Annotated in this window: 19 protein-coding genes; 13 read left to right on the top strand and 6 right to left on the bottom strand. The window is 67.2% G+C overall.

Annotated features, from left to right (window positions below):
* The 5 genes from HV798_RS31815 to rfaE2 form a co-directional block, all read left to right on the top strand.
* Positions 1-787: Tim44 domain-containing protein (locus HV798_RS31815; protein WP_246289305.1), on the top strand; the 787-nt coding region annotated here is incomplete at its 5' end.
* Positions 788-1,005: 218 nt separating this feature from the next.
* Positions 1,006-1,644: a ubiquinone biosynthesis accessory factor UbiJ gene (locus HV798_RS30035; protein WP_175196128.1), complete on the top strand. Its 639-nt coding sequence runs from the start codon at positions 1,006-1,008 to the stop codon at positions 1,642-1,644.
* Positions 1,645-1,647: 3 nt separating this feature from the next.
* Positions 1,648-3,201 carry a ubiquinone biosynthesis regulatory protein kinase UbiB gene (gene ubiB / locus HV798_RS30030; RefSeq protein WP_175196130.1) on the top strand — a complete coding sequence of 518 codons (1,554 nt, stop codon included), beginning with the start codon at positions 1,648-1,650 and terminating at the stop codon, positions 3,199-3,201.
* 180 nt (positions 3,202-3,381) lie between these two features.
* Positions 3,382-4,260: a ferritin gene (locus HV798_RS30025; RefSeq protein ID WP_025135570.1), complete on the top strand. Its 879-nt coding sequence runs from the start codon at positions 3,382-3,384 to the stop codon at positions 4,258-4,260.
* A 13-nt stretch (positions 4,261-4,273) separates the two neighbouring features.
* Entirely contained in the window at positions 4,274-4,762 is a 489-nt protein-coding gene (rfaE2, locus tag HV798_RS30020) for a D-glycero-beta-D-manno-heptose 1-phosphate adenylyltransferase (RefSeq protein ID WP_025135571.1), read from the top strand.
* 67 nt (positions 4,763-4,829) lie between these two features.
* On the opposite strand, the gene HV798_RS30015 is transcribed toward rfaE2, so the two are convergent.
* The 6 genes from HV798_RS30015 to HV798_RS29990 form a co-directional block, all read right to left on the bottom strand.
* Entirely contained in the window at positions 4,830-6,158 is a 1,329-nt protein-coding gene (locus HV798_RS30015; RefSeq protein WP_175196132.1) for a TolC family outer membrane protein, read from the bottom strand.
* A gap of 107 nt (positions 6,159-6,265) precedes the next feature.
* Positions 6,266-6,946: a protein-L-isoaspartate O-methyltransferase family protein gene (locus HV798_RS30010; RefSeq protein WP_006386870.1), complete on the bottom strand. Its 681-nt coding sequence runs from the start codon at positions 6,944-6,946 to the stop codon at positions 6,266-6,268.
* A gap of 205 nt (positions 6,947-7,151) precedes the next feature.
* On the bottom strand, positions 7,152-7,994 hold the full coding sequence (thiD, locus tag HV798_RS30005) for a bifunctional hydroxymethylpyrimidine kinase/phosphomethylpyrimidine kinase (protein WP_175196134.1): 843 nt from the start codon (positions 7,992-7,994) through the stop codon (positions 7,152-7,154).
* Positions 7,991-8,800, bottom strand: coding sequence for a thiazole synthase (locus tag HV798_RS30000; RefSeq protein ID WP_025135575.1), 810 nt, complete (start codon positions 8,798-8,800; stop codon positions 7,991-7,993). Before HV798_RS30000 ends, thiD begins: the two co-directional genes overlap by 4 nt.
* A 230-nt stretch (positions 8,801-9,030) precedes the next feature.
* A complete protein-coding gene (locus HV798_RS29995; RefSeq protein ID WP_175196136.1) occupies positions 9,031-9,933 on the bottom strand; it encodes a cobalamin-binding protein in 903 nt (300 codons plus the stop codon).
* Between the two features lie 121 nt (positions 9,934-10,054).
* Positions 10,055-12,106, bottom strand: a complete 2,052-nt coding sequence (locus HV798_RS29990) for a TonB-dependent receptor (RefSeq protein WP_175196138.1) — start codon at positions 12,104-12,106, stop codon at positions 10,055-10,057.
* 444 nt (positions 12,107-12,550) lie between these two features.
* Between HV798_RS29990 and metH the strand changes: the two genes are divergently transcribed.
* The 8 genes from metH (at position 12,551) to HV798_RS29950 (ending at position 22,400) form a co-directional block, all read left to right on the top strand.
* Positions 12,551-16,324: a methionine synthase gene (gene metH, locus HV798_RS29985; RefSeq protein WP_175196141.1), complete on the top strand. Its 3,774-nt coding sequence runs from the start codon at positions 12,551-12,553 to the stop codon at positions 16,322-16,324.
* A 155-nt stretch (positions 16,325-16,479) separates the two neighbouring features.
* Positions 16,480-17,208, top strand: coding sequence for a FadR/GntR family transcriptional regulator (locus HV798_RS29980; protein ID WP_175196142.1), 729 nt, complete (start codon positions 16,480-16,482; stop codon positions 17,206-17,208).
* Positions 17,209-17,291: 83 nt separating this feature from the next.
* On the top strand, positions 17,292-18,191 hold the full coding sequence (locus tag HV798_RS29975) for a substrate-binding periplasmic protein (protein WP_246289302.1): 900 nt from the start codon (positions 17,292-17,294) through the stop codon (positions 18,189-18,191).
* A gap of 163 nt (positions 18,192-18,354) precedes the next feature.
* A complete protein-coding gene (locus HV798_RS29970) occupies positions 18,355-19,188 on the top strand; it encodes a substrate-binding periplasmic protein (protein ID WP_025135581.1) in 834 nt (277 codons plus the stop codon).
* Positions 19,189-19,198: 10 nt separating this feature from the next.
* A complete protein-coding gene (locus HV798_RS29965; protein WP_175196143.1) occupies positions 19,199-20,236 on the top strand; it encodes an L-idonate 5-dehydrogenase in 1,038 nt (345 codons plus the stop codon).
* 33 nt (positions 20,237-20,269) lie between these two features.
* Complete coding sequence (locus HV798_RS29960) at positions 20,270-20,935, top strand: amino acid ABC transporter permease (protein ID WP_025135583.1); 666 nt, start codon at positions 20,270-20,272, stop codon at positions 20,933-20,935.
* Positions 20,932-21,591 (top strand): amino acid ABC transporter permease, encoded by a 660-nt coding sequence (locus tag HV798_RS29955; protein ID WP_175196144.1) that lies wholly within the window; start codon positions 20,932-20,934, stop codon positions 21,589-21,591. Before HV798_RS29960 ends, HV798_RS29955 begins: the two co-directional genes overlap by 4 nt.
* Positions 21,588-22,400, top strand: a complete 813-nt coding sequence (locus tag HV798_RS29950; protein WP_025135585.1) for an amino acid ABC transporter ATP-binding protein — start codon at positions 21,588-21,590, stop codon at positions 22,398-22,400. Before HV798_RS29955 ends, HV798_RS29950 begins: the two co-directional genes overlap by 4 nt.
* Positions 22,401-22,414: the final 14 nt, after the last annotated feature.

Here is a 22,414-nt window from a genome sequence, read left to right as displayed (position 1 = left end):
CGCCGGTGCGGCCACGGCCGGCGCCGCGGGCGCCGCCGCCAAGAGCGGCGCGTCGCGCTGGCTCGGCCCCATCGCTGGCATCGCCGCCGGCCTGGGCATCGCCGCCCTGCTGTCCAGCATGGGCCTGTCCGGCGCCTTTGCCGAATTCCTGTCGTCGGCGCTCCTGATCGCCGTGGCCGTGTTCGCCGTCATGTTCATCATCCGCCGCCTGCGTGGCGCGGCCCCGCGTCCGGCGACGCAAGGTGCCTTCGGCGGCGCCAACAACGCCCCGGGCCAGCAGCCGCAGCAACCCATGTGGCGTGAAACGCTGAAGCCGGCCGCGCCGGCCGCAGCGCCCGTCGCCGCTGCCGTGGCGGCGCCGGTGGCCGACCTGCCCAAGCCGGGCGAGGACAGCAACTGGTACGTGCCTGGCGACTTCGATACGCCCGCTTTCCTGAAGCAAGCCAAGGAACAGTTCGTGCGCATCCAGGCTGTCTGGGACAGCGGCAGCACCGACCGCCTGCGCGACTACCTGACCGACGACCTGATCACCGAGCTCAAGCCGCAACTGGCCGAGCGCGGCGCCACCCCCAACAAGACCGAAGTGGTGCTGCTCAACGCCGAACTGCTGGGCATTGAAACGGTGTCCGACGGCCACCTGGCCAGCGTCCGCTTCTCGGGCATGCTGCGCGAGGCTGCCGGCGCCGAAGCCTTCCGCTTCGAAGAAGTCTGGAACCTGTTCAAGCCCGCCAACGGCGGCTGGCTGCTGGCCGGCATCCAGCAGATTCCGGTGGAATTCGCCAGCTAAGCAGGCCGGCGGTTTTCGCCAGACATCGCGGGGGCCCCTGGCGGGCCGCCCGTTGCAACCGGCCCGCGAGGGCCGGTTTTTCCATGTGCCCCGCACGCGTCCCCCATGCGTCCGCGCAAACGGCGCCCAGTCTCCCGGGAACAGACCCTCAACTAACCCGTTACACTCCCGATTTACCCATCAACTTCGTCACCCCGCCCGCGGGGCTGCGGACCGTCATGTTGCCTTTCTCGTTTCTGCCCACTCCCTCGCGGCTGGCTGTGAACGCGCTCAACGCCCTGTTGAAGCGCGAAGACTGGGCGCGCGAACGCCTGGCCCGCCATGCCGGCAAGACCGTGCGCTTCGCGCTGGGCGGATTCACGCTGGGCCTGACCATCGACAGCGAGGGCCTGGCGGCCCAGGCCGACCCGGCCGTGGTGCCCGACGTGACGCTGACCGTCGCACCCGAGAAGCTGCCGCTGCCGCGCCTGGGCGCGACCGGTGACGCCCCTGATTTCGCCGAGGCCACGCATATCTCGGGCGACGCGGCGCTGGCCCAGGTGGTGGCGGACCTGTCCAAGCAGTTGCGCTGGGACCCCGAAGACAGCCTGGCCCGCGTGGTGGGCGACATTCCCGCGCTGCGCATTGCCGGCGGGCTGCGCGCGGCCGCCGGTGGCGCCCGCAAGGCCAGCCAGCGGTTGGCTGAAAACGTGTCCGAATACCTGGCCGAGGAAAGCGGCATGCTGCTGGGCCGCCCGGCGCTGGAGCAGTGGCGCCTGGACCTGGCCGAACTGAACGCCCGCGCCGATGCCGTGGCCCGTTCGGCCGCCGCCCTGCAAACCCGTCTGGCCACGGCCGGCGCGAAGCGGGGCGCCTGATCCATGTTCCCGTTGCTGCGCCTGTTACGCATCATCCTGGTTTCGCTGCGCTATGGCCTGGACGAGCTGGTGCTTTCCAGCCTGAACCACCCGCTGGCCACCTGCCTGCTGCGCGTCATCCGCCTGGGCACCCGCCCGCGCCAGCCGCGCGGCCAGCGCCTGCGCCTGGCGCTGGAATCGCTGGGCCCGATCTTCGTCAAGTTCGGCCAGGTGCTGTCGACCCGCCGTGACCTGATTCCCGCCGACATCGCCAACGAATTGGCGCTGCTGCAAGACCGCGTGCCGCCGTTCCCGTCGGCGCAGGCCGCGGCCTGCATCGAGGCCGCGCTGGGCGCGCCGCCCGAAAAGCTGTTCGCGCAGTTCCAGGTCGACCCGGTGGCGTCGGCCTCGATCGCGCAGGTGCACTTCGCGGTGCTGCACGACGGCCGCGAAGTCGCGGTCAAGGTGCTGCGCCCGGGCATGCTCAACATCATCGAAAAAGACCTGTCGCTGCTCAAGATCGTGGCGCGCATCATCGAGCGCCTGGGCGCCGATGGCCGCCGGCTCAAGCCGCGCGAGGTCGTGGCCGAGTTCGACAAGTACCTGCACGACGAGCTGGACCTGGTGCGCGAGGCCTCCAATTGCAGCCAGCTGCGCCGCAATTTCGGCCCCGAATCCGGCCGCGGCGACATGCTGATGGTGCCCGAGGTCATCTGGGAATACACCGCGTCCACCGTATTCACCATGCAGCGCATGTACGGCGTGCCGGTGGGCCAGGTCGAGCGCATGCGCGAGCTGGGCATCGACATTCCCACGCTGGCCCGCACCGGCGTCGAGATCTTCTTCACCCAGGTGTTCACCGACGGCTTCTTCCACGCCGACATGCACCCGGGCAACATCTACGTGTCCGACCGCCCCGAAACGCTGGGCAGCTATATCGCGCTGGACTTCGGCATCGTCGGTTCGCTGTCCGAGTTCGACAAGAACTACCTGGCGCAGAACTTCCTGGCCTTCTTCCACCGCGACTACCGCCGCGTGGCGCAGTTGCACATCGAATCCGGCTGGGTGCCGCCGGACACGCGCGAAGAAGAACTGGAAGGCGCGGTGCGTGCGGTTTGCGAACCCTATTTCGATCGGCCTTTGTCCGAGATTTCGCTGGGCCAGGTGCTGCTGCGCCTGTTCCAGACCTCGCGTCGTTTCAACGTCGAGATCCAGCCGCAATTGGTGCTGTTGCAAAAGACCCTGCTGAACGTCGAGGGCCTGGGGCGCCAGCTGGACCCCAACCTGGATCTCTGGAAGACCGCCAAGCCCTATCTCGAACGCTGGATGCGCCAGCGCGTCGGCATCAAGGGCCTGCGGCAGAGCCTGGAAAAAGAAGCCGTGCAGTGGTCGCAGATGCTGCCGGCCCTGCCCAGGCTGGTCCATGACCACCTGAACCGCCCGAACCTGTCGCCGGCTTTGCTGGCCGAAATGGTGCAGTTGCGGCGGGCCCAGGAACAGAGCAACCGGCTCGTCGCGGCGCTGGTTGGAGTGCTTGCCTTGGCGATCGGGGTCGCCTTATGGGCATTGACGCGATAGGCGGCGCGATGGTGTAGTGCGATCCCCTGTCATGTTTCATTCATGAAACAGTCATCATAGCTTCGCGGGAGACGGCGAAAAATAGCGCTGCGGCGGCCAATGCAGCGTCACGCCAGCAAGCGCGTGCGCCATTCATTAATTTCTATAGCCCCACTAGCGGGACGAAAACAAGGGCAGAACATGCTTTATCCTGAACTCTTCAAGACCATGGAAGCGGTGCGCTGGAACATGGCGCACGATATTCCCTGGGGCGATTTTGATCGCAGCAAGCTCTCGGACGAGCAGGCCCAGACGATCAAGATGAACGCCATCACCGAGTGGGCGGCGCTGCCGGCCACCGAAATGTTCCTGCGCGACAATCGCGGCGACAGCGATTTCTGCGCGTTCATGTCGGTGTGGTTCTTCGAAGAGCAGAAGCATTCCCTGGTGCTGATCGAATACCTGCGCCGTTTCTGCCCCGACCTGGTGCCCACCGAAGAAGAACTGCACAACGTGCGCTTCGAATTCGACGTGGCGCCTGAACTCGAAACGCTGATGCTGCACTTCTGCGGCGAAGTGCGCCTGAACCACTGGTATCGCCGTGCCGCCGAATGGCACACCGAACCGGTCATCAAGGCCATCTACAAGACCGTGGCGCAGGACGAAGCCCGCCATGCCGGCGCGTACCTGCAATACATGCGCCGCGCGTTGCACGACCGCGGCCAGGACACCAGCGCCCAGGCCCGTCTGGCGTTTTCCAAGATCGGCGTGCTGATGGCCTCGGCCGGCCGCACGCAGCAGGCGCTGCACCCGACCAACCTGCACGTGAACAAAGACCTGTTCCCCAACGACACGGTGCAGTCGCGCCTGCCCGAACCGGGCTGGCTGGAACACTGGCTGGACACGCAGATCCGTTTTGACGGCGTCTGGGAACAGAAGGTCGCCACGCGCATCCTGCACATCCTGTCCAAGCTGATGGACCGCAGCTTCGAGTCCGTCAAGGACCTGAACCGCTACCGCAAGGAAATGACCGCGCTGGTGATGCCCAAGGAAAAGGAAATCATCCTGGCCGGCGCCTGAGTACAATCGCGCCATGCCTGCCGCCCGTTTCGAATCCAAAGTCCTGTCCCGCGACGACTGCGTCGCCGCGGTCGCTGCCGGCCGCCTGCCGCGGCCGCTGGTGTTCACCAACGGCGTCTTCGACATCCTGCACCGCGGCCACGCCACCTACCTGGACCAGGCTGCCCAACTGGGCGCCACGCTGGTCGTGGCGGTCAACACCGACGAATCGGTGCGCCGCCTGGGCAAGGGTGAAGAACGCCCCTTGAACCGCATGGAAGACCGCGCCGCGCTGCTGGCGGCGCTGGGCTTCGTGACCGTGGTCACGTCGTTTCACGAAGACACCCCCGAAGCCTTGATCGGCCAGCTCAAGCCCGACCTGATCGTCAAGGGCGGCGACTACGACATGGAAAAACTGCCCGAAACCGCCCTGGTGAAATCCTGGGGCGGCCGCGCGGTGGCCATTCCGTTCGAGTTCGAAAGGTCCACCACGGCGCTGGTCAAGAAGATCCAGGGCGCGTAGCCGCCAAGCCGGCGAGCGTCCACGAAAAAGGCGGCCTGCGGGCCGTCTTTTTTCATTGAGGGACAAATCAGCGCGGTTCGCGCAGCAGCCGGTTGATCGCGTCCAGGTCGGTTTCGGCCAGGATGCCGCTGGTGGCCTTCAGGCGCAGCCCGGCCAGCACCGTGCTGTAGCGCGCCAGCGCCAGGTCGCGCTGGGTGGCGTAGAGCTGCTGCTGGGCGTTGAGCACGTCCAGGTTGATGCGTACGCCGACTTCGTAGCCGGTGCGGTTGGCCTCGACGGCGGCACGGCTGGATTTTTCGCCGGCTTCCAGGGCCTGGATGCGGGCCAGGCCGCTGGTCACGCCGGTGTAGTACTGGCGGGCGGCTTGCACGGCCTGGCGGCGTGCAGCCTCGAAGTCATAGCGGGCCTTTTGTTCGAGCTGCACCTTTTCGGTGACCTGCGACGATACGCCGCCGCCCGAATACAGCGGAATCGACAGCACCACGCCGATGCTGCTGTCGATGGGCTTGCCCGGCGCGCCGTTGCGCATCACGGCGTCGCTGGCGCTGCCGCTGGTGGCGCGCAGGTTCAGGGTGGGGTAGTGGCCGCTCTTGGCGATCTGGATTTCGCGCCCGGCGATGCGGGTCAGCAGTTGGGCGCGCAGCACGTCCAGGCTGGACGCCTCGGCCTGGGTGCTCCAGTCGGCCACGCGGGCCGGCTGCGGGGCGGGCAACTGGACGCCTTGCGGCAGTTCGGCCAGGGCGCCGGGCGGGGTGCCGATGATCTTGGCCAGTTCGTCGCGGCGCACGTCCAGGTCGTTCTGCAGCCGCAGTTCCTGGGCCACCACCAGGTCGTAGCGCGCCTGCGCCTCGTAGGTGTCGGTGATGGTGGCGTTGCCTAGCTCGAAGTTGCGCTTGGCCGATTCCAGCTGGCCGGCCACGGCGGCCTTTTCGGCCTCGGTGGCCGACAGGGTGTCCTGGGCGTACAGCACGTTGAAGTAGGCGTCGGCCACGCGCAGCAGCAGGTCCTGGTAGGCCTGTTGCAGCTGGACTTCGACGTCGGCGACGATCAGCTTGGACTGCTCGAAATTCTGCCAGCGGCCCCAGTCGAACAGCGGTTGGGTCAGCGCCAGGTCCCAGACGCCTCGGCCGCCGCTGTAGGCGACGCCGCCGCGGGTGCTGCGGGTCTGCTGGTAGGCGCCGCCCGCACCGGCCGATACTTCAGGCAGCAGCAGGGCGCGGGCCTGGGGTTCTTTTTCCAGGCCGGCGCGGTAGTTGGCGCGCGCCGAGGCATAGAGCGGATCATTGCCCAGCGCGGCCTGCCAGACCTGCAACAGATTCTGCGCGGACGCGGGCGACGGGCCGACGCTTGCGGCGGAGGTAAAAACCAGTAAAGCCGTAAGCAGTCGGACGCGCATGATCTGTCAGGAGGAGGGGTGTTGCTCCAGGAAACCCGGGGTCCCGTTGCCGGCCGGCGGACGCGGGTCGCAAGGGCGGGGCCGACGAGGCCCCACCCAGAGGGGACTCAGAACTTGAACTGCGACACCGTCGCGCCGCGCAGGGGCTTGATGACCGTTTCGAACAGATTCACGGTCTCGAAGCTGGCGGCAGTGGTGCGGGTGATGCGACAGGCGGTCATGACGGGGGCCTGGCCCACGACGACCACCAGGCGGCCGCCCACGCGCAGCTGGTACTTCAGCGCGTCGGGCACGACCGGCACCGAGCCGGTGACCAGGATGGCGTCGTATTCGGTGGAGCCCCAGCCGTTGCGGCCGTCGCCGGTTTCGACCTTGACGTTGGTGACGTTGTTCATCTGCAGGTTCTGCTGCGCGAACGTGACCAGGCGGCTGTCGATCTCGACCGAGGTGACCTGTTGCGCCAGGTAGCCCAGGAGGGCAGCCTGGTAGCCCGAGCCGGTGCCGATTTCCAGCACACAGTCGGACTTGCTCAGTTGCAGTTCCTGCGCCAGGCGGGCTTCGACCTTGGGGGCGAGCATGGTCTGGCGGGTGTTGACCGCGTTGATTTCCAGCGGCAGTTCCAGGTCGGAAAACGCCAGGGCGCGCAGGGCGGGCGGCACGAATTGTTCGCGGCGCACGTCGAACAGCGCTTGCAGCACGTTGGCGTCCAGGACGTCCCATGGGCGGATCTGCTGTTCCACCATGTTGAAGCGGGCTTGTTCTACGTCGGGCAGGGTCGAAGCGTTCATGACGGTCAGAAAAAACAGAGGAATCAACTGACCATTGTACCGATTCGTAGCGTCCTGTGACGCGCCGGGGGGCGACAGAGAAGTTACAGGCCGGACTGACCGTTCAGGCCTGCCGGTCTGTACACCGGCCAGGCCCGCACGGGGCCTGCCGGATGTAACCGCCCTCAGACGGATAGGGCCAGTGGCCGCACCCGCCTGCCGGGGCTTACCACCAGCCGTGGAAGTGGTGCACGGGGCCGTGGCCCGAGCCGACCGACAGGCGTTCGGCGTGGCGGATGGCTTCGGTCAGGTAGGCCTTGGCGCGGCGGGCGGCCTCGGGCACGTCTTCGACCTGCGGCAGCAGGGCGGCCAGGGCGGCCGACAGGGTGCAGCCGGTGCCGTGGGTATTGGCGGTTTCGATGCGGTGGCCGGGCAGCTCGATCATGCGGTCGCCGTCGTGCAGCAGATCGATGGTTTCGTTGCCGGGCAGGTGGCCGCCCTTGACCATCACCCAGCGCTGGCCGGAATGGGCCATCTTGTTGCGCAGGCGCTCGGCCACGCGGCGCATTTCCTTGACCGTTTCGACAGGCCGCTCTTCGAGCAGCACGCCGGCTTCGGGCAGGTTGGGCGTGAGCAGGGTGGCCTGCGGCAGCATGGCTTCGCGCATGGCGCCGACGGCCTCGCGTTCGAGCAGCAGATCGCCGCTCTTGGCGACCATCACCGGGTCCAGCACCACGTGGGCGGGGCCCCACTTGGCCAGCTTTTCGGCCACCACCTGAATGACCGGCTTCTGGCCCAGCATGCCGATCTTGACCGCGTCGATGCGCACATCGGTGAACAGGGTGTCGATCTGCAGGCCGACGAAGTCGGGCGGCACGGGCGAAATGCCGGTGACGCCCTGGGTGTTCTGGGCGGTCAGGGCGGCGATGACGGCGCAGCCGTAGGCGCCCAGGGCGCTCATGGCCTTGACGTCGGCCAGGATGCCGGCGCCGCCCGAGGGGTCGACGCCCGCAATGGTCAGCGCGTTGGGAATGCGGCGCTCGCTGGCGGCCGATTGGCGGCTGCTCATTTGGCGGCGCCGGGGGCGGCGGTGATCAGGCCTTCGGTGGGCGAGCTGGGCGCGCCGCTGTACAGCTTTTTGGGCATGCGGCCGGCCAGGAAGGCCTCGCGGCCGGATTCCACGCCCTTTTTCATGGCGCTGGCCATCAGCACCGGGTCGCGCGCGGCGGCGATGGCGGTGTTCATCAGCACGGCGTCGCAGCCCAGTTCCATGGCGATGGCGGCGTCGGATGCGGTGCCCACGCCGGCATCCACCACCACCGGCACGCGGGCCTGGTCGATGATCAGGCGCAGGTTCCAGGGGTTCAGGATGCCCATGCCCGAGCCGATCAGCGAGGCCAGCGGCATGACGGCCACGGCGCCCAGGTCTTCCAGCATGCGGCACTGGATGGGATCGTCGGTGCAATAGACCATGACCTTGAAGCCTTCGTCGACCAGCGTCTTGGTGGCCTTGAGCGTTTCGGGCATGTTGGGGAACAGGGTGTGCGAGTCGCCCAGCACTTCCAGCTTGACCAGGTCATGGCCGTCGAGCAGTTCGCGCGCCAGGCGCAGCGTGCGCACGGCGTCGTCGGCCGAATAGCAGCCGGCGGTGTTGGGCAGCAGCGTGAACTTGGACGGCGGCACGTAGTCGAGCAGGTTCGGTTCGCCGGGGTTCTGGCCGATGTTGGTGCGGCGGATGGCGACCGTGACGATTTCGGTGCCGCTGGCGTCCAGCGCCGCGCGGGTCTGTTCGAAGTCCTTGTACTTGCCGGTGCCGACGAGCAGGCGCGACGAATAGGCGCGGCCGGCGATGCTGAGAGTGTCTTGAGTGGTCATGGCGGTGTTTCAAAGAGCGGGCGCGCGCTGCGGGACCCGCGGGGGCTGGCTGATGATCAGAGGCGGATCAACGGGTCGATCTCGGCGGGTTGATCACGGTTACGCGAATCATAAAGCACCGGGGGCGGGCGCCGTTCCAGAAACCGCGCTTCCTGCATGGCCTGCGAGTCGGCGGGGCAGACGCCCGCATGCCCAAATCGCGTCGGCCGCCGCGGGCAGGATGCGCCGGCCTACGGCGCGCGCACGCGGTCCAGGTCCGCGCACAGCTGCTCGGCCGCATCGACCAGGCGCGGGCCGGGGCGGTAGAGCGCATCGGCGTCGATGCCGAAGACATGGCCGGCCTGCGCGGCGGGCAGGCCCATGCCGCGCCAGGCGGCCAGGTTGCGGGCGGTATCGGCGGGCGTGGATACGCCGGCCAGCACGGCGTCCGGGCGCGCGGCCAGCACGTTTTCCAGGCCCACCTGCGGCGCCACCACGGGCGCCTGGGCGAACACATTGACGCCGCCGCACAGGCGCAGGGCGTCGCTGACGATGCTGGCGCGGTTCAGGGTGTAGATGGGGTCCAGGCCCGCTTGCACGAACACGCGTACGGGCTTGCGCGACGCGTAGCGCGCGGCCAGCGCGTCCAGCCGTGCCCGCAGCGCCTGGGCCGCGGGCGCGGCAGTCGATTCGGTGCCGAACAGCACGCCCAGCCGCTCGATGGCCTCGGGAATGGCGGCCAGCGTCTGGGGATCGCTGTAATAGACGGGCACGCCCAGCTTGTCCATGACGCGCACCAACGGCGCGGCGGCCGACGGCTGCCAGGCGATGATCAGGTCGGGCCGGACGGCAGCTACCCGTTCGGGATCGGGCTGGGTGCCGTCGCCGATGACGGGCAACTGGCGGGCGGCGGGCGGATAGTCGCTGCCGCGGATGGTGGCGATCAGGTAGCCGCCCGCGCCTGCGGCGTAGACCAGTTCGGTGGCATGCGGCGCCAGGGTGACCGCGCGGCGGGCCGGGGCGGCCAGGTCGACGGTGCGGCCGCGGTCGTCCTGCGCGTGGATCGCGTTGGCATCCGCCGCGTTCGAAATGGCCGGTCCGAAGACCGGCAGCAGGCCCAGGAGGGCGGGGCAAAGCGCGCGGAGAAGTTTCATGGGGGCAAAAAAAAGTCGGCGCGAAGCGCCGACTATATCGGATGGCTGCCAAGAACCTCGGTCACGCGGCAGGCAGGCATGGCGCCGCGCTGTCGCGTAACCGGGCTCGCGGCCGCGCGGCTTAGTAGCGCACCGTCAGCGAGGCGTAGAAATTGCGGCCAGGCGCGGGGTACAGGTTGTAGTTGGCAACCGGGCCCAGCATTTCGAACGACGCATTGCCGCCGCGGATGCCGTAGGTGGCGTACTTGCGGTCCAGCAGGTTGTTCACGCCCAACGCGCCTTCGATGTTGCGGGTGAACTTGTAGGCCACCTTGGTGTTGAACAGCACGTAGGCGTCCAGTTCGGTGTCGAACTGGTTGGCCTGGTCGTTGTCCATGCGCGACTTGCCGACGTATTGCGCCGACACGTTCCACAGGAAAGCGTCGGTGGGGCGCCAGGTCACGCCGGCGTTGGCCAGCCACTTGGGCGCCAGCGGCACGGTCTTGCCCGACAGGTCCACGCCGGCATAGGTGCCCGAACGGAATTGCGCTTGCATCCAGGTCACGTTGGCGTCCAGCGTGACGCTGCTGGTCAGGGCGTGGTGGCCTTCCAGCTCGACGCCTTGGCGACGGGTCGGGTCCAGGTTGGTGTTGGCGCCGGTGCCCGGGCCCCACATGCCGTCGGCCAGCGGGTTGTACTGGATTTCGTTGGTCAGGTCATAGCGGAACCACGACAGGCGCGCGCTGCTCTTGTCCGAGGCCCAGGTCAGGCCCAGTTCCTTGTCGGTGGACGTCTGCGGGGCCAGCGGCGACTGCACCGACAGCGCTTCGTCGGCGTTGGGCAGGCGGAAGCTGCGGCCGACCTTGCCGTACAGGCCGAAGCCGGCGGCCAGGTCCTGGCGCACGCCCAGTTGCCAGGCGGTCAGGTGATGGCCCTTGTCCGATTCTTCGCCCGAACCGGAAATCACTTCCAGCTTGTCCGAGGCGTACTGGCGGCGCACGCCCATGGTGACGTAGGTGCTGTCCGTGGCGCGGATCTGGCCTTCGGCGAACAGGCCGTACTGGTGCTGGCGCGACTGCCACTTGGACGGCGCGAAGTCGTAGTAGGCGTTCTGGTCGGCGGTGGTCTTGGCTTCCTGTGCGTCGGCGCCGAACACCACGCTGTGGCCGCCATTGATCGGCAGGCGGTAGCGCAGGCTGGCCAGGTTTTCTTCCAGCTTCTGATCGCGCAGCGTGTCGCCGAAACCGTCGTACGACAGGCCGTTCAGCTTCTTCTCGCGGGTCGAGGCGTCGGCGTACAGGGTGCCCACGCCAAGCTGCTGCTCGACCTGCAGGCCGAAGGTGGTGGTGGTCGTCTTGATGTAGTCGACCTTGTTCTTGGCGCCGCGCGGGTCGCTTTCGAACTGGTTTTCGCCCGTGGTCGGGTTGATCAGGCGCGGGCCCGGCAGGTCCAGCTTCTGCGTGGTGGTGTTGCCGTACAGGCGGATCGAGCCGTTGTCGTGGCGGAAGGTCACGCCGCCGCCGCCGCCCTCGCGGCTTTCGCCGCTGTGGTCGCGGTAGCCGTCGCTGTGCAGCGACTGCAGGTAGGCGTCCACGCCGACTTTCTGGTTGTTCATGGCCACGGCGGCGTCATATTGGCGCAGGCCGTAGCTGCCGAAGGTGGCGGTGGCGCGGGCGGTCACCGGTTCCTTCGAGAAATCCTTGCGCGTGATGATGTTGATCACGCCGCCGGTCGTGCCGCCGCCATATTGCACCGAACCGCTGCCGCGCACGATTTCGACGCGTTCGACCTGGTCCAGCGGCACCACGCCCAGGCTGGGGGCCGACAGGTCGTTGGTGTTCTGCTTGACGCCGTCGATCATGATCAGCGTGTTGCTGGCGCCGGTGATGCCGAAGCCGCGCAGGTCGACGATGGCGTTGTCGCTGGCGCTGCTGGTGTTGATCAGGTGGATGCCGGCCTGGGTCGACAGCAGGTCCTGCATGGTGCGCGCGCTGCTGGCGGCGATGTCGTCGGCCGTGATGACCGAGATGGACACGGGCAGGGTACGGCCGTCGGTCGGCACGCGTTGCGCGGTGACGGTGATGGCGTCGAGTTCGGACGGGGTAGCGGGGGTAGCGGCTTGCTGGGCTGCCGACAGGGCGGGAGCGGAACAGAGCAGGGCGCCGGCGTAGCGCCGGATGGAGCGGGATTTCATCTACGTAACCTCGATGCGACCCGCGACCCCGCAGGTCAATCACGATGGGGAGGATGCCCAAGCCTGCAGCGGCCCCGTGAAGGGCGCCGGGCGGACATCCTGGCGATCGAACTGGCCGGTATCGGGCTGCCATGGGCGCATCGCGCGCATGGGGACCGTTGCGGGGGCAGCACAGGCTGGAAGCTGGCCGGGCCGGCCTTGTGGGCGGCGGGGCGCAAGCGTCTTCCTGTTTCCCGTTTACCTTTCGCGCGCGCCGGGCAAGTGTTGCGTTCTTGCCCGTCCTGATGCGCCGAAAGCACCGGTTCGGGGCCGAAACTGTATCACCGCGGGGCGAAATCGAGCCCATTTTGTTACGATCAGGGCTTGTTTTTTCGGTGTTTATCGCTTTTTAGCGACAATTGCGCAGCCTCTGGCGCCGCCGCCCAACCCCATCCGGACCTGAACGTGTCGTATCCCCGCCTGCCTTATCCGCCCGAAAGCTATACCCGCGGCGGCGATTTCGCCCGCCTGCTTGGCCAGCGCATCCTGATCCTGGATGGCGCCATGGGCACGATGATCCAGCGCTACAAGCTGGGCGAGGCCGATTTTCGCGGCGAGCGCTTCGCCGACCACGGCAAGGACCTGAAGGGCGACAACGAGCTGCTGACGCTGGTGCGCCCGGACGTGATTTCGGAGATCCACCGCCAGTACCTGGAGGCCGGCGCCGACGTCATCGAAACCAATACCTTCGGCGCCACGTCGATCGCGCAGGGCGACTACGACCTGCCGGAACTGGCCTACGAACTGAACCTGGTGTCCGCCCAATTGGCGCGCGAGGCCTGTGACCAATACAGCACGCCCGACAAGCCGCGCTTCGTGGCCGGCGCGCTGGGCCCCCAGCCCAAGACCGCCTCGATCTCGCCGGACGTGAACGACCCGGGCGCGCGCAACGTCACCTTCGACGAATTGCGGGTCGCCTATATAGAGCAGTTGAACGGCCTCTTGGACGGCGGCATCGACATCGTCCTGATCGAAACCATTTTCGACACGCTCAACGCCAAGGCGGCCATTTTCGCCACCGAAGAAGTGTTCGAGGAACGCGGCATCCGCCTGCCGGTGATGATCTCGGGCACGGTCACCGACGCGTCCGGCCGGATCCTGTCGGGCCAGACCGTCGAGGCCTTCTGGAACTCGGTGCGCCATGCCCGCCCGGTGACCATCGGCCTGAACTGTGCGCTGGGCGCCGCCCTGATGCGCCCGTACGTGGCCGAGCTGTCCAAGCTCTGCGACACCTACGTCTGCGTGTACCCCAACGCCGGCCTGCCCAATCCCATGGCCGAAACCGGCTTTGACGAAACGCCGGCCGACACGTCGGCGCTGCTCGAGGAATTCGCCCGCGCCGGCCTGGTGAACATGTCCGGCGGCTGCTGCGGCACCACGCCCGACCACATCCGCGCGATCGCCGAGAAGGTCACGGCGCTGACGCCGCGCGTCGTGCCCGACATTCCGGTCAAGACCCGCCTGTCGGGCCTGGAACCGCTGAACATCGACGAAGACACGCTGTACGTGAACGTCGGCGAACGCACCAACGTGACGGGCAGCAAGATGTTTGCGCGCCTGATCCGCGAAGAGAAATACGACGAGGCGCTGGCCGTGGCCCGCCAGCAGGTCGAGAACGGCGCGCAGATCATCGACATCAACATGGACGAGGCCATGCTGGATTCGGTGGCCTGCATGCACCGCTTCCTGAACCTGATCGCGTCCGAACCCGACATCGCGCGGGTGCCGGTGATGATCGACAGCTCGAAATGGGAAGTCATCGAGACCGGCCTGAAGTGCGTGCAGGGCAAGCCGGTGGTGAACTCGATTTCGATGAAGGAAGGGCTGGAGCCTTTCCGCCACCATGCCCGCCTGTGCCGCCGCTACGGCGCCGCGGTGGTGGTGATGGCGTTCGACGAACTCGGCCAGGCCGACACGCTGGAGCGCCGCAAGGAAATCTGCGGCCGCGCCTACAAGATCCTGGTCGAAGAAGAAGGCTTCCCGCCCGAAGACATCATTTTCGATCCCAACGTGTTCGCGGTCGCCACCGGCATCGACGAGCACAATCACTACGCGGTGGACTTCATCGAAGGCACGCGCTGGATTCGCGAGAACCTGCCCCACGCCCGCATTTCGGGCGGGGTGTCCAACGTCAGCTTCTCGTTCCGCGGCAACGAGCCGATGCGCGAGGCCATCCACACCGTGTTCCTGTACTACGCGGTCAAGGAAGGCATGACGATGGGCATCGTCAACGCCGGCCAGCTGGGCGTGTACGCCGATCTGGACCCGGCGCTGCGCGATCTGGTCGAAGACGTGGTGCTGGACCGCCCCGTGCCGGTCGGCAAGACCGACCCGGCCGACGAACGCACCCCCACCGAACGCCTGGTGCAGTTCGCCGACACGGTGAAGGGGTCGGGCGCCAAGAAGGAAGAAGACCTGGTCTGGCGCAATGCCGAGGTCGAGGCGCGCCTGTCGCACGCGCTGGTGCACGGCATCACCGCCTTCATCGTCGAAGACACCGAAGAAGTGCGCCAGAAGATCGCCGCGCGCGGCGGCCGGCCGATCGAAGTGATCGAAGGCCCGCTGATGGACGGCATGAACGTGGTGGGCGACCTGTTCGGCGAAGGCAAGATGTTCCTGCCGCAGGTGGTGAAGTCGGCGCGCGTCATGAAGCAGGCCGTGGCCCACCTGATTCCGTTCATCGAAGAGGAAAAGCGCCAGATCGCGGCGGCTGGCGGCGATGTGCGCGCCAAGGGCAAGATCGTCATCGCGACCGTCAAGGGCGACGTGCACGACATCGGCAAGAACATCGTGTCGGTGGTCCTGCAGTGCAATAACTTCGAAGTCGTGAACATGGGCGTGATGGTGCCCTGCGCCCAGATCCTGGAAAAGGCCAAGGAAGAGAACGCCGACATCGTCGGCCTGTCCGGCCTGATCACGCCCAGCCTCGAGGAAATGGCCTACGTTGCCTCGGAAATGCAGCGCGACGAGTACTTCCGCAGCCGCAAGGTGCCGCTGATGATCGGCGGCGCCACTACCAGCCGCGTGCACACCGCCGTGAAGATCGCGCCGAACTACGAAGGCCCGGTCATCTACGTGCCGGACGCCAGTCGTTCGGTGGGCGTGGCCACCAACCTGATGTCGGACCAGGCGGACGCCTACCTGGCCGAGCTGGCCGAGGAATACGAGGACGTGCGCCGCCGCCACGCCAACCGCAAGGCCACGCCGATCCTGCCGCTGGCCGAGGCGCGCGCCTCGCGGCCGCAGATCGACTGGGACGCCTACACCCCGCCGCGGCCCAAGTTCATCGGCCGCCGTACCTTCAAGAGCTACGACCTGGCCGAAATCGCCAGGTACGTGGACTGGGGCCCGTTCTTCCAGACCTGGAGCCTGTTCGGGCCGTTCCCGGCGATTCTGGACGACAAGGTGGTGGGCGAGCAGGCCCGCAAGGTCTACGCCGACGGCCTGGCCATGATGAAGCGCATCGTCGAAGGCCGCTGGCTGACCGCCAACGGCGTGGTCGGCTTCTACCCGGCCAACAGCGTCAACGATGAAGACATCGAGGTCTACAAGGACGAGACCCGCAGCGAAGTGCTGTTCACCTATCGCAACCTGCGCCAGCAGGGCGCCAAGCGCGAAGGCGTCAGCAACAAGTCGCTGTCGGACTTCATTGCGCCCAAGTCCAGCGGCAAGCTGGACTACATCGGCATGTTCGCGGTCACGGCCGGCCTGGGCATCGAGAAGAAGGAAGCCGAGTTCGAGAAGGCGCTGGACGACTATTCCAGCATCATGCTCAAGTCGCTGGCCGACCGCCTGGCCGAAGCCTTCGCCGAATGCCTGCACGCCCGCGTGCGCCAGGACCTGTGGGGCTACGCGGCCGACGAGGCCCTGTCCAACGAAGACATGATTGCCGAGAAGTACGTGGGCATCCGCCCGGCGCCCGGCTACCCGGCCTGCCCGGAACACGTCATCAAGACCGACATGTTCCGCGTGCTGGACGGCGCCGACATCGGCATGATGCTGACCGACAGCTATGCTATGTTCCCGGCGTCCAGCGTGTCGGGCTTTTACTTCAGCCACCCGCAGTCGCAGTACTTCAACGTCGGCATCATCGGCGAAGACCAGTTGCAGGACTACGCCGCGCGCAGCGGCCGCAGCCTGGAAGACCTGAAGCGCACCCTGGCGCCCAACCTGGGCTGATCCGGCCCGCGGCCGTCTTCCCCCAAGCGCCGCCCCGGCCCGTCCGGCGCGGCGCTTTGTTTTGTCCCCAATGGTTCACCACCGTGATAGTGGTAAACCATGATGTGCCAAATTGGTAAACCAAATAATATTTGGTCCAACCACTTTTAACCGCCATGACACTACAACTGATCCCCAAGCCCGAGGAACCCGCCGCCAAGCCCGTGGCCGATCGCGCCTACCTGCGGCTGGCCGCGCAGATCCAGGCGCTAGTCGCCCAGGGTGAATTCGCGGTGGGCAAGCGCCTGCCGGCCGAGCGCGCGCTGGCCGAGCGCTTCGACGTCAGCCGCACCTCGCTGCGCGAGGCCATCATCGCACTGGAACTGCAGGGCGTGGTGGAAGTACGCGGCGGCTCGGGCATCTATGTCTGTGAAGCGCCCGCGGGCGTGGCCCGTCTGCCGGCCACGCAAGAGCCGGGCGCCGGGCCGTTCGAGCTGTTGCGCGCGCGCTGCCTGATCGAATCCGAAATCGCCGCGCTGGCGGCCACCACGCGTAACGACGCCGACCTGGACCGCATCTTCGAAGCGCTGACGACCATGCGCGAACAGATGATGAACAAGGCGGCCAACGAGGCCGCCGACCGGGCCTTTCACCTGTACATCGCCCAGTCCACCGGCAACAGCGTGCTGCTGGGCACGGTGTCGGCGATGTGGGACCAGGCCCAGGGACCCATCTGGGAAAAGATCGAACAGCATTTCCACACCCAGGAATTGCGCCAGGCCTCGCAGGAAGACCATCAGCGCATCTTCAGCGCGCTGGTGGCGCGCGATGCGGATGGCGCGCGCCTGGCCATGCGCGGCCATCTGGAACGCGTCATCGGCGAATTCGCGCAAGGGTGGCGCTAACGCGGCAACGGCAGGCGGCCCCCGGCTGAGCGCGGAAGATACCGCGCCCCGGAATCGGGCTTATTCGAATCAGGAGACAAGCAATGCAGCAAACGAACAAGGGGAGCCGCACCGCGACAGGTGGGGCGGCCATCCGCGGGGCGACCATCCGTGGGGTGGCCAAGGCGCTGTCCGCATGCGTGCTGACCGCCTGCGCGCTGGCCGCGCCCGCGTCGGCGCAGCAAGCGCCCGCCGCGGGCCAGAGCCCGCGCATCGACGCCATCCGCAAGGCCGGTGAACTGCGCGTGGGCGTGTTGCAGAATGCGCCCTGGCTGATCCAGGATGTCTCCGGCCGCGGCGGTGAAGCCTGGAGCGGCCCGGCCTGGCTGCTGGCCAAGGAATATGCCCGCCAACTGGGCGTGACGCTGACCGCCGTGCCGGTGTCGCACGAAACCAAGGTGCCCGTGCTGGCGGCCAACCAGGTCGACATGACCATCAGCCCGCTGGCCGAAACGCCCGAGCGCCTGAAGGTGGTGGACTTCGTGCTGTATTCGTCGACCAGCGTCTGCATGTTCGGCCTGGCGGCCAACCCCAAGCTGGCCGCGGCCAAATCGGTGGACGACCTGAACCGGCCCGAGGTCACCATCGCCTACTTCACCGGCGGGGCCGAAGAGGCCTGGGTCAAGCAGCGCTTTCCGCAGGCCCGGCTGCGCGCCGTGGCCAATTCGGGCGCCACCGCGCCCATCGAGGAAATCATGGCCAAGCGCGCCGACGCGGCGCCCATCAACCGGGTGCCCTGGGTGGGCCTGAACCGCAAGGTGCGCGGCCTGGCCGTGCTGCCCGCCGAAGCCAATTGCCAGCAAAGCACCGAAAAGGCCTCGCCGGTGGGCCTGGCGATCGACAAGAACCAGCCTGAATTCCTGGCCTGGTTGCGACAGGTGGCGGCAGGGATGAAGCCGCGCCTGGATGCCGACGAAATGCGCATCATCGAACAGAGTCCGTAAGCGGCCGGGCCGCTATTTTCAGCAGCACACGCCGGCAACACCCCCCGACACACACACCGATTTTCCGACCCCGCGCAAGGCGCGCGCGGCCCGGGCGACTGCCCGCGGCTTCGTGCGGCCGTATCCGGCGCAAACCGCCGGGCTTCCCTCCAAGGAGACAGCAATGCAACAGCCTTACTTCCTTCGTCTTGCCGCCGCGGCCCTGCTGCTGGCCTCGGCATCCGTGGCCCAGGCGCAGACGCCGCCCGCGCCCGGCGAAAGCCCGCGCATCGACGCCATCCGCAAGGCCGGCGTGCTGCGCGTGGGCGTGGTGAACAACCCGCCCTGGCTGGTGCAGAACACCAGCGGCTCGGGCGAGCCGTGGATGGGGTCGTCCTGGCTGCTGGGCAAGGAATTCGCGCGCCTCCTGGACGTGAAGATCGTGCCGGTGCAGGTCAGCCACGAAACCAAGGTGCCGGCGCTGATCGCCAACCAGATGGACGTCATGATCGGACCGCTGAACCAGAACGCCGAACGCGCCAAGATCATCGACTTCGTGACCTTCTCGAACACCAGCGTGTGCATGTTCGGGCTGGCGTCCAACCCCAAGTTCACCAACGCCACCAAGGTCGAGGACTTCAACCAGCCCGGCATCACCATGGCGTACTTCTCGGGTGCCGGCGAAGAGCCGCTGGTGCTGGAAAACTTTCCCAAGGCCAAGCTGCGCGGCGTGACCAACTCGGGCTCGGTCGCGCCCATCGAGGAAGTGCTGGCCGGCCGTTCCGACGTGGCGCCGCTGAACCGCATGCTGTGGCCCAATATCAGCAAGAAGGTCAAGGGCCTGGCCGTGTTTCCCAAGGAAAACGACTGCCAGGACAGCAAGATCTTCGCAATCGACGCCGGCATGGGCGTGGCCAAGGGCCAGCCCGTGTACCTGGAATGGCTGCGCAAGGTCGAAGCGCGCATGCATCCCGAGCTGGTCGCCGAAGAGCGCCGCATGACCCAGCAGCTGAAATAAGGCGGACGCCATGCTCAATTGCGCAATCCATGGGGCCGAAGACCTGCGGCTGGTCGAACAGGCGCCCGAACCCCTGGGCCCGACCCAGGTGCGGGTCGGCGTCAAGGCGGTGGGTATCTGCGGGTCTGACCTGCATTACTACCGCCACGGTCGGGTGGGCGACTTCGTCATCCGCGAGCCGTTGACGCCGGGCCACGAGGCGTCGGGCCAGGTGCTGGAGATCGGCTCCGCGGTCACCGCCGTCAAGCCGGGCGACCGCGTGGCGCTGGACCCGGCCCGCACCTGCGGTGTGTGCCGCTACTGCCGCCAGGGCGATTCCAACCATTGCGAGGCAGTGTTCTTCTTCGGCAGCGCCAGCCGCTATCCGCATATGCAGGGCGCGATGCGCGAGCAGGTGGTGGTAGAGGAAAAGCAGTGCCTGCCGGTGCCCGACAGCCTGTCGTTCGAGCTGGCCGCCTTTGGCGAACCGCTGGCCGTGGCGCTGCACGCGGTGCGCAGCGCCGGCTCGTTGCTGGGCAAGACCGTGATGGTGGTGGGCGCGGGGCCCATCGGCGCGCTGGTCATGATGGCGGCGAAGCTGGCCGGGGCCAGCCAGCTGATCGTGGTCGACATCGTCGACCAGACGCTGGCCACCTGCGCCAAGGTGGGCGCCACGCGCACCATCAACGCGGCCACCGACCCGGCGGCGCTGGACGCGTTGGCGGCGGGCAAGGGCACGGTCGACGTGTGCTTCGAGGCCTCGGGCAACTACGCCGGGCTGGCGAACTGCATCCGCGTGACTCGGCCGCGCGGCACCATCGTGACGGTGGGCACGCTGGGCGGCAGCAGCGAGCAGTGCCCCTTCAACCAGATCATGGTCAAGAGCCTGAACGTCATCGGCAGCTTCCGCTTCGTTGACGAATACGCCTGGGCGGTGGACTACCTGAGCCGCGGCCTGGTGGACGTGGCGCCGCTCTTGACGGCGGCGATTCCGGCGCGTCAGGCGCACGAGGCCTTTGCGCTGGCGGCCGACCGGCGCCAGGCCATGAAAGTGATGGTGACGTTCTGAGCCGGTCTGCGTTCCTGTCCGCACGGAGATTCCATGGACTTTGATTTTTCACCCATCGTCGAGAACTGGCGCTTCTTTGCTGGCGGCCTGGGCATCACGGTCGCGCTCAGCGCGGTCACCGCGGTGTCCAGCATCCTGCTGGGGCTGGTGATCGCGCTCTTGCGCCTGTACGGGCCGCGCTGGCTGCGCGTGCTGCTGGTGTTCTACATCGACAGCATGCGCGCCATTCCGGTACTGGTCGTGCTGGTGTGGATCTACTTCGCCTTCCCGCTCCTGGCCGGCGTGAACTTCGCGCCGTTCTGGGCCGCGCTGGTGGCGCTGACCCTGCACATCGCGGCCTATTCGGCCGAGGTGATCCGCGCGGGCATCGAATCGGTGCGCCCGGGGCAGATGCGCGCCGGGCTGGCGCTGGGCATGTCGCGGGCGCAGGCGCTGCGCAAGATCATCCTGCCGCAGGCCACCATCCGCATGCTGCCGGCCTTCGGGTCGGTGCTGACGGTGGCCATCAAGGACACCGCGATCGCCACGGTGATCGCCGTGCCGGAACTGATGCACAAAGCGGAGACCATCGCCGGGCAGAGCTATCGGCCCATCGAGGTGTTCACCGCCGTGATCGTGGCGTACTTCGTGATCCTGTTCCCGGTGACCCGCGGCGTCGACCGCCTGTACCAACGCTACGCACATCTGGGGCGCTCATGAACTTGGACTGGGGAATTATCTGGGACTCGCGCCAGGTGTTGCTGCAGGGCGCGGCCATGACCGTGATGCTGACGGTGGTGACCATGGCGCTGGCCGTGCCCGGGGGCATCGTGCTGGCGCTGATGCGGCTGTCGTCCAACCGCCTGGCCAACGGCGTCGCCGTGGCCATCGTCGAGTTCTTTCGCAACTTGCCGCTGATCCTGGTGATCTATTGGGCGTTCTACGTCATGCCGATGGCACTGGACGTGCAGTTCTCGGCGGTGACGACCGCGCTGGTGGCGCTGGTGCTGAATGTGTCGGCCTACAACTCCGAGACCTTTCGCGCCGGCATCAATTCCATCCGCAAGGGGCAGATGGAAGCCGCGCTGGCGATGGGCATGTCGCGCCGCCAGGCCATGTTCAAGGTGCTGATCCCGCAAGCGGCGCGGCGCATCCTGCCGGTGCTGGCCAGCACCTGGATCTCGCTGTTCAAGGATACGTCGCTGGTGTCGGTGATCGCGGTCAGCGAGCTGGCCTACGCCTCGATGCAGGTGCGCGCGCAGAGTTTCCGCGTGCTGGAGATGCTGACCGCGATGGCGGTGATCTATTGGCTGATGGGGTATCCGCAGGCCAAGCTGGTCGACTGGATCCATCGCAAATACGGAGTCAAGGAATGAACGAGATGATCCTGGAACAACAAGCGGTGGGCGCGGCGGCTGCCGCCGCGGCACGCAAAGGCGCCGACCAGCCGCCGGTGCTGGTCTATGAAAACGTGCGCAAGGTCTATGGCGACTTCGTGGCGCTGGGCGACGTGTCGCTGCAGGTCAACAAGGGCGAGGTCATGTGCCTGATCGGGCCGTCCGGCTCGGGCAAGTCCACGCTGCTTCGCTGCACCAACGCGCTGGAAAAGCTGGATGGCGGCCGCGTGCTGCTGGACGGGGTGGCACTGCCCGAGGCCGAATCCGAAGTGCGCAAGGTGCGCCAGCGCATGGGCATGGTGTTCCAGAGCTTCGAGCTGTTTCCGCACAAGTCGGCGCTGGACAACGTGGCCATGGGTCCCATCACGGTGCTGGGCATGGCGCCCGAACAGGCCCGCGCCCGCGCCATGGCGCTGCTGGAAAAGGTGGGCCTGGCCGCCAAGGCCGGCAACTTTCCGGCCAACCTGTCCGGCGGTCAGCAGCAGCGCGTGGCGATCGCGCGCGCCCTGGCGATGGAGCCGGAGGTGATGCTGTTCGACGAACCGACGTCGGCGCTGGACCCCGAGACGGTGGGCGAAGTGCTCAACGTCATGAAGAAACTGGCGCAGGAGGGCATGACCATGATCGTCGTGACCCACGAAATGAGCTTCGCCAAGCGCGTGGCCAACTGGGTGGTGGTGTTCGAGAACGGCGCCATCCTGGAACAGGGCCCGCCCACGCAGATTTTCGACAACCCGCAGGTCGCCCGTACCCGCGACTTCCTCAGCCACCTGGGCTGGGAAGGCTGAACACTCTCCCGTCC

This window comes from Achromobacter deleyi (genome assembly GCF_902859705.1).
In the GTDB taxonomy this organism is placed as follows: Bacteria; Pseudomonadota; Gammaproteobacteria; order Burkholderiales; family Burkholderiaceae_B; genus Achromobacter; species Achromobacter deleyi.
The sequence above is the reverse complement of the archived record's forward strand: the minus strand, read 5'-3'. Positions and strand labels throughout refer to the sequence as shown.